We start from the raw sequence: 9,838 nt of genomic DNA, 5'->3' as shown, positions 1-9,838 counted from the left end.
GCTCACCGCCCGGCCCCGCCGCATCGGCGACCGGCCCGGCGAGCGACGTCCACCCCGTCCTGCGCCGGGCCACGGCCCCGCCCGCCGCACTCGAACTGCTCGCCCAGGCCCGCGCCGGACTCGACGAGACGGCGCACCTGGAGACCTCGAACGAGCGCTATGCCACGGCCCACCTCGCCGCCCTGCGCACCGCGGCCGCCGTCCTCGCCGCCCGCGGCCGCCCCGAGACGACACCGCGCCGCAGGCAGCGGATCCGCAGCGCCTGGGAAGTGCTCCCGGAGATAGCGCCCGAACTGACGGAGTGGAGCGCCCTGTTCGCCTCGGGCGCGGCGCGCAGGGCCCGCGCCGAGGCGGGCATACAGGGCGCGGCCACCACCCGTGACGCCGACGACCTGCTGCGCGACGCGGCGATGTTCCTGCGCCTGGTCGAGCGGATGCTGGTGCTGCAGCCCGTGCTGCCCCAGCCCAGGCAGGAGCCGCCGGACGCGGGCTGACGGCCGGGGCGTGCCCGGGTGGCCGTGACCAGCGCGGTCCGCGCCACGGGACGGCTGCGGGACGGGTGACGGGACGGGTGCGGCAGGGGTGACGGGGCAGTCGGCCGAAGGCAATAGGGTGGGAACGCCCGCACCCTCCTCCGCCGCCCAAGGGCCGAGGGGAGGGAACCCCCCTAGCTCCGCCGCGGACCACGCGGTGGACGCGCCGAGGAGTCAACTGCCGTGTCGGACCCGATGCGCCCCCGCGCTTCTCTCCGTACCGCCGTGGTCTGGGAGGTCCTCAAGGACGCTCTCGACCGCCGGGTCAAGGCCACGGGCCGCGAGTCGCTCGACGTGCTCGACACCGGGGGCGGCAGCGGCAACTTCGCCGTGCCCGTCGCCCGCCTCGGCCACCACGTCACCGTCGTCGACCCCAGTCCGAACGCGCTCTTCGCCCTCGAGCGCCGGGCCGCCGAGGCCGGCGTCGCCGACCGCGTGCGCGGTGTCCAGGGCGACGTACACGGCCTGTTCGACGTGGTGGAGCGCGGCGGGTACGACGCCGTGCTGTGCCACGGCGTCCTGGAGTACGTGGACGACCCCGCCGAGGGCGTACGCAACGCCGTCGGCGCGCTGCGCCCCTCCGGCACCCTGAGCCTGCTCGCCGCGGGCCTCGGCGGAGCCGTCATCGCCAGGGCGCTCGCCGGGCACTTCACCGAGGCCAGGCAGGCGCTCGGCGACCCGGCGGGACGCTGGGGCGACGGCGACCCCGTGCCCCGGCGGTTCACCGCCGAGCAGCTCACCGGCCTGGTCGAGGCCGCGGGTGTGCGGGTCGGCGCGGTGCACGGAGTGCGGGTCTTCGCCGACCTCGTCCCCGGCGTCCTGGTGGACACCGAGCCCGGCGCCCTGGAGGCCCTCCTCAAGCTCGAGGCGGCCGCCGCCGAACTGGCCGCCTTCCACGCCGTGGCCACCCAGCTGCATGTGCTCGGTGAGACCGGGGATGCCGACGAGGCCTGACGTTTGCCCTGGCGGTCCCGCTGATCAGCGGCGCAGCGGCGCATGGAGTACGGCACACACCCTCCGAACGGGCTACGGGCGCCGTATGATCGAGGCAGACCGTCCGGCATGCCGGACCGGCAGCTGGGGAATGCACGCTTCAGCGAGCCGGAGCGGCAGGGCGGTCCGGTTTGGCGAAGTTGGCGCAGAGGGGCGGGTTTCACGGGGGCGATTCCCTGCCTATCCTGAAGGGGACCCCCGGTCGCCCCGGCGACTGCACGATGAGGAGGACTCCGTGCCGCTCTCGGAGCACGAGCAGCGCATGCTCGAGCAGATGGAGCGAGCGCTGTACGCCGAAGATCCCAAGTTCGCGACAGCGCTCGAGGGAAGCGGGCTGCGTACGTACACCCGGCGACGGGTCTACCAAGCGGTCGCGGGCTTCCTTGTGGGTATCGCCCTTCTCATGGCCGGAATGGTCGCCCAGCAGATCTGGGTCAGCGTGGTGGGATTCCTCGTCATGCTGGGATGTGCGGTGCTCGCGGTCACCGGATGGCGCAAGGCGCCCAAGCCCGGCGAACAGCCGGCCGCAGGTGCGGCCACGGCGCCGGGCGGCGCTCCAGCCCGTCGGCAGACCAGGCAACGCCGGTCGATGATGCACCGGATCGAGGAGCGGTGGCAGCGCCGCCGCGACGAGCAACAGGGGCAGTGAACTTCTGGGTTTCCCCCAACTGATCTTTTTTCGTCAGCCGTCAGCCTCATTGGGGCTGACGGCTGACGTGCGTCCGGGGCTCTGCGGGCCATGTGAATCCAGTGGCATGCGTAAGGGGTGGCATGCGTAAGGGGTGACCGCCCAGGGCGGTCACCCCTTACCCATCTCTCAAGCGCCGCAGGGCCCCTCAGCTCAGCCCTCCTGCCCGGACGGCCGAGACGGCCTCCGCAGGGACGCCCAGCGCTTGGCCGCCCGCTCGGCCCACCGGGCCCTGGCCGTCGCCCAGCGCTCCGACACGGCCCACACCACCCGTGCGGCCGAACGCGGCGCGAGCGTCGCCCGCAGCCGGGCCGGGCGGCTCGACGTGGCCCGCAGCCCGTCACGTACACGATGGACGTCGTCGGCCAGGCCGGGCGTCGGCTGGGGACGCGGCGCGTAGAGCACCTGCTCGACCGCCGCCGCGAGGCGATGGACGGATTCCGCCGGCGCCGCGCCCAGCTGCCCGACACGGACGATCCGGGCCGCCGCCTTGCGCGGCGTCTGCGACTCGTCCGGCGTGATGCCGTGGTCCCAGGCCGTATCGGTCACTTCGAGCCAGGCGGCGAGCGTCCGCGCGGACGCCTCCTCGGGCGTCCGGCCCGGAGAGCCCAGGCGCACCGCCCGGATCCGCTTGCGCCACAGCATCGGAAGCAGCGGCACCGCGATGGCCACCAGCGCCCCGAGCGTCACGGCCAGGATCATGCCGAGCGGCGGCCCGTCGTCACCCGAACCGCCCGCGATCGCAGGCGCCGAGCTCGCACAGCCGCCCTGCTTCTGCTGGTCGGCCGGGCAGCTCGCGGACGCCGAGGGCTCGCTGGACGGCTTGGTGGACTGCGTCGGCTCCGGCGCCGCGGGGTCGCTCGCATCGTCGGACGGGGTGTCCGAGCGGGTGTAGTCCGGCACCGTGCCACGGTTCGGCGTCGGCTCGAAGCGGGTCCAGCCCACGCCCTCGAAGTACAGCTCGGGCCAGGCGTGCGCGTCCCGCAGGCCGACCGACATCGATCCGTTGGCCTGGGCCGCGCCGGGCGTGAAGCCCACCGCGACGCGCGCCGGGATGCCCAGCGTCCGCGCCATCGACGCCATGGCGAACGAGAAGTGGACGCAGAAGCCCTCCTTCTGCTCCAGGAAGCGGGCGATCGCCGCCGGGCCGCTGCCCGCACGCACCTGCGTGTTGTAGGTGAAGCCGCCCTCCGACGCGAACCAGTCCTGGAGCTTGACCGCCTTCTCGTAGTCGCTCGACGCACCCTTGGTGATCTTGCGCGCCTCCGTCGACACCACCGGGGGCAGCGAGTCGGGCACCTTGGTGAACTCGCGCCGCAGGGCCTCGGGCGCCTCGGGCGCGTTGGCGAGCTGCGCGGCCGTCGGCTCCACGACCAGGCTCTTGACCTCGTACTGCGCACCACGCGTCGTCTGCCCGCGGTCACCGACGAGGGCGCGCCCCACCGGCTCGTACCGCCAGCGGCCGCTGATGTCGACCTCGCTCGCCGGGTAGGGCATCGGCAGCCAGTTCTGCGCATAGCTGTCGGCGGCCGAGATGTTGGTCTGGATCTCCGTCCTCGGCACGTCGGGGGAGAGCCCCGGCGGGTCGTCGAGCCGCGACGGCACGTCCTGGATGCGCCGGACGGTGGTCTTCCACGTCGTCCCGTCGAACTGGTCGAGCGAGACGATCCGCAGATACATGTTCTCGGTCGACTCGGCGTTCGTCTTGTACGAGATGACCTCGCGGTCGTCCGGCTCGTTCAGGCTGTCCTGCAGCGCGACCAGCGGATTCACCGCGGAGATCGTGCCGCCACCGCCGGAACCCGAGCCTCCGGGGCCGCCGGAACCGTCGAGGAGCCCGCCGTCCAGGGCGGGCAGGCCGATCGGCACCACCAGGGCGATGCCCAGCGCCACCGCGCCGATGCGCCGCCCCGTGCGGATCGGGGCGACCGCGCCGCTGTCGCTCTCCAGGCCCCCCGAGATCCGGCCGGGACCGCGCGCCGCGCCCCCGAAGACGCGCCCCCACTGCGACAGCCGGTCCCGGCCCTCCGCGAGGAGCAGCAGCAGATAGCCGACGGCCGCCAGCAGGAACCACAGCCATCCCGCGCCGTCTCCGGAGAGGCCCGCCGCGACCGAGTACAGCGCCAGCAGCGGCAGCCCCGCCGGAGCCGCCGTACGGAACGTCACCGCGAGGGCGTCCACCGCGAGGCCGATCACCAGGACGCCGCCGACCAGCATCAGCCGGATGCCGTCGCTGAGCGGCGCCGGGATCGCGTACTGCCCGACGTCGTCGCCGCCCGCCTCCAGCAGAAGACCGAACTCCCGGAACACGTCCGGCCCGGGAAGAACCCCGGCGATCGCCTGTTCGCGGGCGAACACCAGGGTCAGCAGGAGCAGCGTCACCAGGGCCTGCACGGCGACCGTGACCGGCCTGGCGAGCGGCACCCGCCGGGTGAGCGCGCCCACGCCGCTCTGCAGTGCGAGCAGGATCGCCGCCTGGACGAACCACGTCGCCGGATCGACGAGCGGAATCAGCGCCCCCGACGCCATCAGTGTGGCCGCCGTGGCACTGAGCGCCAGTCGCGCGCGCCCACTCATGAGCGTCCCCCCGTTGTCGTACGTGTGTTCCGGGCGCCCTGGGTCATGCCCAGCCTCCCGTCGTCCCCGCCGTCGGAGCCGGGCCCGCCGTCGCCCGCAGGTGGTCCGCCTGGCGCCACAGGTCCGCCAGACCGGTCCCTGGAGGCACCGCCACGGCCGTCCAGCCCGCCTCGCGCAGCATCCGCAGCCGCTCCTCCCGGGGGCCCGCAGGGGCGCCTCCAGGGCCCTGCGCCCAGGCCGTGCTGTCCAGGACGAACGCGACCGCCGCGCCACTGCGCTGACGCATCTTGGCGGCCACCGTCGCCTGCTCCTCGTCCAGGTCGCCGAGGAAGGCGATCAGCAGCCCTTCATTGCCGCCGCGCAGCACGTCGTACGCGCGCGAGAGCCCCGCGCCGTCCGAGTGGTCGACCACGGCGAGGGTGTCCATCATCAGTCCGGCGGCGTCCGCCGACTCCTGGCTCGCGCCCGCGAAACCGTCCGCGCCCTCGCCGGGAACGGAGTTCCCGGTGTCGGTCAACAGCCTTACGGAGAAGCCCCGTTCGAGCATGTGCACCAGGGCGGACGCGGTGCCCGACACCGCCCACTCGAAGGCCGAGTCGGGACCCGCGCCCCGGAAGGCGAGCGCCCGGGTGTCCAGGAGCACCGTGCAGCGGGCCCGCTGCGGCTGCTCCTCGCGGCGCACCATCAGCTCTCCGTAGCGAGCCGTGGAGCGCCAGTGGACGCGGCGCAGGTCGTCGCCGTGGCGGTAGCCGCGCGGGATCACGTCGTCCTCGCCGGCGAGCGCCAGTGAACGGTGCCGCCCGTCGCCGTACCCCTTGGCCTCGCCGGTGAGCCGAACCGGAGGCAGCGCCTCCACGCGCGGGATCACCGTCAAGGTGTCGTACGTCGAGAAGGAGCGGGTCAGTTCGCACATCCCGAAGGGGTCCGTCAGGCGCAGCTGGAGCGGACCGAGGGGATAACGCCCCCGCAGGTCCGAGCGGACCCGGTAGGACACCTCACGGCGGCCCCCCGCCTCCACCCGGTCGAGCACGAACCGGGGCCGCGGCCCCAGGACGTACGGCACCCGGTCCTGGAGCATGAGGAGCCCCGTGGGAAGCCGCGAGACATTGTCCATCCGCAGATGGACGCGGGCCTCGGAACTGGCGGGCACGCGCGCGGGGGAGAGCCTGCGGCTGCCCGCCACGCGATAGCGGGTGCGGTACAGCACCGTCGCGCACACCAGCGGGAGCACCGCGAGCAGCAGCCCGACCCGGAGCAGATCGCTCTGCCCCAGGACGTACGCGCAGACGGCCGCGGCGATCCCGGCCGCGAGGAACGAACGCCCGCGCGTGGTCAGCCCCGCGAGCGCGGTCCGCAGCCCGCCCTTGCCCTCCTCGTCCTGCGCCGGCTGCGGCCCCCCGGCCGCCATCACAGCCTCCGTGCGCCGGGCGGCTGCTGACCGAAGAAGCCGCTGTTCGGCTGGGCGGCGGCCGGGACCGGCGTCCGCTGCAGGATCTCCAGGACGACCGATTCGGCCGTACGCCGGTTCAACTGGGCCTGTGCCGTGGGCAGCAGCCGGTGCGCGAGCACCGCGACGGCCAGCGCCTGCACATCGTCCGGCAGGGCGAACTCACGGCCGCTGAGCGCCGCGGAGGCCTTGGCCGCCCGCACCAGGTGCAGCGTCGCGCGCGGTGAGGCGCCGAGTCTCAGCTCCGGGTGGTTGCGGGTCGCGGCGACCAGTTCGACCGCGTACCGCCGCACGGCGTCGGCGACATGGACCTTTCGGACCGCGTCGATGAGCTTCACGATGTCGTGCGCGTGCGCCACCGGCTGGAGGTCGTCGAGCGGCGAGACGCCGCCGTGCACGTCCAGCATCTGCAGCTCGGCCTCCGCGTTCGGATAGCCGATCGAGACGCGCGCCATGAAGCGGTCGCGCTGCGCCTCGGGCAGCGGATAGGTCCCCTCCATCTCGACGGGGTTCTGCGTCGCCACCACCATGAAGGGGCTCGGCAGTTCGTAGGTCTGCCCGTCGATGGTGACCTGGCGCTCCTCCATGGACTCCAGGAGCGCGGACTGCGTCTTCGGAGACGCACGGTTGATCTCGTCGCCGATCACGATCTGCGCGAAGATCGCGCCGGGCTTGAACTCGAAGTCCCGGCGCTGCTGGTCGAAAATGGACACACCAGTGATGTCCGACGGCAGCAGATCAGGCGTGAACTGGATGCGGCGCACCGAGCAGTCGATGGACCGCGCCAGCGCCTTGGCGAGCATGGTCTTGCCCACGCCCGGTACATCCTCGATCAGCAAGTGCCCCTCGGCGAGGAGCACGGTCAGCGAAAGCCGTACGACCTCTGGCTTGCCCTCGATCACACCCTCCACCGACCTGCGGACACGCTCCGCTGTGGTCGTCAGATCTGTGAGGCTCGCTCGATCGTCATAGGTCGTCACCCGGCCCTCCTCGGACACGTTCTCCGGGCCGACGCATGTGTATGCGGCCCGGCCCACCCCGAATAACGGACACCACGCGTGAATGGTTCAGCGCGATGTCCCACACCGCATTCTTGTTGGGCGTACCGGGTTGTGTCACTCGCCTGTGGATAACTGGCGGCGATATGTCGGGTCTTGCGGCCTTTCGGGTGCCGCCCCGGCTCGGGCCGGGGCGAGCCGGGCCGACTACGCAGGGTCGATCTCCCGCAGCAGACCGGTGGTCACATCGAAGACGAATCCCCGTACATCGTCCGTGTGCAGAAGGAACGGCGAGGTCCGCACGCGCTGCATGGACTGCCGTACGTCCTGGTCGACATCGCGGAAGGCCTCCACCGCCCAGGCGGGGCGCTGGCCGACCTCCAGCTCGATCTCGTGGCGGAAGTCCTCGGTGAGGCTCTCCAGACCGCAGTTGGTGTGGTGGACGAGGACGACGCTCTGGGTGCCCAGAGCCCGTTGGCTGATGGTCAGGGAGCGGATGACGTCGTCGGTGACCACGCCGCCCGCGTTGCGGATGGTGTGGCAGTCGCCCAGCTCGAGGCCGAGCGCGTCGTGGAGGTCGAGGCGGGCGTCCATACAGGCGACGACCGCGACGTGCAGGACGGGGCGGGCGTCCATCCCCGGATCGGTGAAACCTTCGGCGTACTGGTGGTTCGCCTCGACGAGACGGTCCGTGACGGTGCCGCCGGTGGCTATGTCACCGATCGGCGCTGCGGGGGAGTGGCCCGTAGGGGATGCGGAAGTCGACATGACTATGACCGTAGTCGTCACTGATCGCTCGGGCCCGCTGTGAGAAGGGACAAAGAACGTCATTGAGTCTTGTTGTGAGGTAACCCACAGGGGTGGAGCGGCTACGCCCGAACGGGTGACGGCAGCCGATGAGCGGCTCCTCCGAAGGCCCGTCCGCGACGCGCAGGCCAGTTGATTGACCGGGCGACAGGGTGGACTAAAGTGACGCGAAGTGGGAGACGTGACCTGTTCCCCGCTGGACTGTTCACCCCGGGGATTCCCCGAATCCCCCCACGTGCGCGGCGCGTACGTACGGCTCGGCCTCCTCCCGCTCACGGTCGGCTGACGCCACTTCCCCGGCGCCAGCAGACCGTTCCCCTTCTCGAGCGGGCGGGGACCCGGCGGTGCGTACGAACGCCGCGCCGGACCTGAGAGGGCCCTTTGAGCCAGACCCGACACGTCCCGGTGATGCTCCAGCGGTGCCTGGACCTGTTGGCCCCGGCGCTCGCGCAGCCGGAAGCGGTCGTCGTCGACTGCACCCTCGGCCTCGGCGGGCACAGCGAGGCGCTGCTCTCCACCTTCCCGTCGGCCCGCCTCATCGGCCTCGACCGCGACAAGGAGGCGCTGCGCCTCTCCGGAGAGCGGCTCGCCCCCTTCGGTGACCGGGCCACCCTGGTGCACGCGGTCTACGACGAACTGCCCGACGTGCTCGACCGCCTCGGCATCCCGAAGGTTCAGGGCGTCCTCTTCGACCTCGGCGTCTCCTCGATGCAACTCGACGAGGCGGACCGGGGATTCGCGTACGCGCAGGACGCGCCCCTCGATATGCGCATGGACCAGACGACCGGCGTCAGCGCCGCCGAGGTGCTCAACACGTACGCACCGGGCGAGCTGGTGCGGATCCTGCGTCAGTACGGCGAGGAGAAGCAGGCCAAGCGGATCGTCAGCGCCATCGTGCGCGAGCGCGACAAGGAGCCGTTCAGCAACAGCGCGCGGCTCGTCGAGCTGATCCGTGACTCCCTGCCGCAGGCTGCCAAGCGCACCGGCGGCAACCCCGCCAAGCGCACCTTCCAGGCGCTGCGCATCGAGGTCAACGGCGAGCTGAGCGTCCTGGAGTCGGCCATTCCGGCGGCCGTGCAGGCGCTCGCCGTCGGCGGCCGGATCGCCGTCCTCTCGTACCACTCGCTCGAGGACCGCCTGGTCAAGCAGGTGTTCGCGGCCGGTGCCGCGACCACCGCGCCGCCCGGCCTGCCCGTCGTCCCCGAGCGCTACCAGCCCCGGCTCAAGCTGCTCACGCGCGGCGCGGAGCTCCCCACCGAGGAAGAGGTCGCCGAGAACCGCCGGGCGGCCCCGGCACGGCTGCGGGGTGCGCAGCGCATCCGCGAGGAGGCGCCGTGAGCGGCTCCCCGAGGAGGCCCCATGAGTCCTGAGGAGGCCCCATGAGCAAGAAGCCCGAACTGCGCGGGCGGGCCGCCCGGCTCGCGAAGCTCCTTCCGTCGGGGCCGGCCCAGGCCGCCCGTACGCCCTTCGTGCTGCTCGTCGTGCTGCTGCTCGGCGGTGGCCTGATCACGCTCCTGATCCTGAACTCCTCGCTCAACGAAGGCTCGTTCCAGCTGAGCGAGCTCAAGAAGGAGACGACGGAGCTCACCGACCAGGAGCAGGAGCTCCAGCGGGACGTGGACGCCTACTCGGCCCCCGACGCCCTCCAGCGCCGCGCCCGTGAGCTCGGCATGGTCCCCGGCGGCGACCCGGCCTTCCTGAACCCCGACGGCACCGTGCGCGGCGTCCCGGGAGCCGCCGCGCAGCCATCGGCGCTGCGGCTGCCCGAGCCGCGCCCCCAGGAGGTGGCCTCCCC

Annotated in this window: 9 protein-coding genes; 5 read left to right on the top strand and 4 right to left on the bottom strand. The window is 72.6% G+C overall.

Going from position 1 to position 9,838, the window contains the following annotated elements; translation table 11 throughout:
* The 3 genes from E2651_RS36505 to E2651_RS36495 all read left to right on the top strand — a co-directional run.
* Positions 1-494 (top strand): SAV_6107 family HEPN domain-containing protein (locus E2651_RS36505; RefSeq protein WP_135335557.1); only part of this gene is annotated, 494 nt, incomplete at its 5' end.
* Positions 495-716: 222 nt separating this feature from the next.
* Complete coding sequence (locus E2651_RS36500) at positions 717-1,487, top strand: methyltransferase (RefSeq protein ID WP_167829000.1); 771 nt, start codon at positions 717-719, stop codon at positions 1,485-1,487.
* Between the two features lie 274 nt (positions 1,488-1,761).
* A complete protein-coding gene (locus tag E2651_RS36495; protein WP_135335556.1) occupies positions 1,762-2,175 on the top strand; it encodes a DUF3040 domain-containing protein in 414 nt (137 codons plus the stop codon).
* Positions 2,176-2,367: 192 nt separating this feature from the next.
* Here the strand turns inward: E2651_RS36495 and E2651_RS36490 are convergent, their stop codons facing one another.
* The 4 genes from E2651_RS36490 to E2651_RS36475 form a co-directional block, all read right to left on the bottom strand.
* On the bottom strand, positions 2,368-4,791 hold the full coding sequence (locus E2651_RS36490; RefSeq protein ID WP_135335555.1) for a DUF3488 and transglutaminase-like domain-containing protein: 2,424 nt from the start codon (positions 4,789-4,791) through the stop codon (positions 2,368-2,370).
* 43 nt (positions 4,792-4,834) lie between these two features.
* Entirely contained in the window at positions 4,835-6,199 is a 1,365-nt protein-coding gene (locus tag E2651_RS36485; RefSeq protein ID WP_135335554.1) for a DUF58 domain-containing protein, read from the bottom strand.
* Positions 6,199-7,218, bottom strand: coding sequence for a MoxR family ATPase (locus E2651_RS36480; protein ID WP_135335553.1), 1,020 nt, complete (start codon positions 7,216-7,218; stop codon positions 6,199-6,201). The genes E2651_RS36485 and E2651_RS36480 overlap by 1 nt, the downstream gene beginning before the upstream one ends.
* 225 nt (positions 7,219-7,443) lie before the next feature.
* On the bottom strand, positions 7,444-8,067 hold the full coding sequence (locus tag E2651_RS36475) for a carbonic anhydrase (protein WP_135335552.1): 624 nt from the start codon (positions 8,065-8,067) through the stop codon (positions 7,444-7,446).
* A 357-nt stretch (positions 8,068-8,424) separates the two neighbouring features.
* Between E2651_RS36475 and rsmH the strand changes: the two genes are divergently transcribed.
* Complete coding sequence (gene rsmH, locus E2651_RS36470) at positions 8,425-9,381, top strand: 16S rRNA (cytosine(1402)-N(4))-methyltransferase RsmH (RefSeq protein WP_135335551.1); 957 nt, start codon at positions 8,425-8,427, stop codon at positions 9,379-9,381.
* A gap of 41 nt (positions 9,382-9,422) precedes the next feature.
* On the top strand, positions 9,423-9,838 hold a 416-nt coding region (locus E2651_RS36465), incomplete at its 3' end, for a septum formation initiator family protein (RefSeq protein WP_209446336.1).

The organism is Streptomyces sp. MZ04, assembly GCF_004684775.1.
In the GTDB taxonomy this organism is placed as follows: domain Bacteria; phylum Actinomycetota; class Actinomycetes; order Streptomycetales; family Streptomycetaceae; genus Streptomyces.
This window is presented reverse-complemented; position numbering and strand designations above follow the sequence as displayed.

Bases quoted from the DNA above. Each gene is read 5' to 3' on its own strand.
- E2651_RS36490 (WP_135335555.1), bottom strand. From the start codon at position 4,791: ATGAGTGGGCGCGCGCGACTGGCGCTCAGTGCCACGGCGGCCACACTG.
- E2651_RS36485 (WP_135335554.1), bottom strand. From the start codon at position 6,199: ATGGCGGCCGGGGGGCCGCAGCCGGCGCAGGACGAGGAGGGCAAGGGC.
- E2651_RS36475 (WP_135335552.1), bottom strand. From the start codon at position 8,067: ATGACGTTCTTTGTCCCTTCTCACAGCGGGCCCGAGCGATCAGTGACG.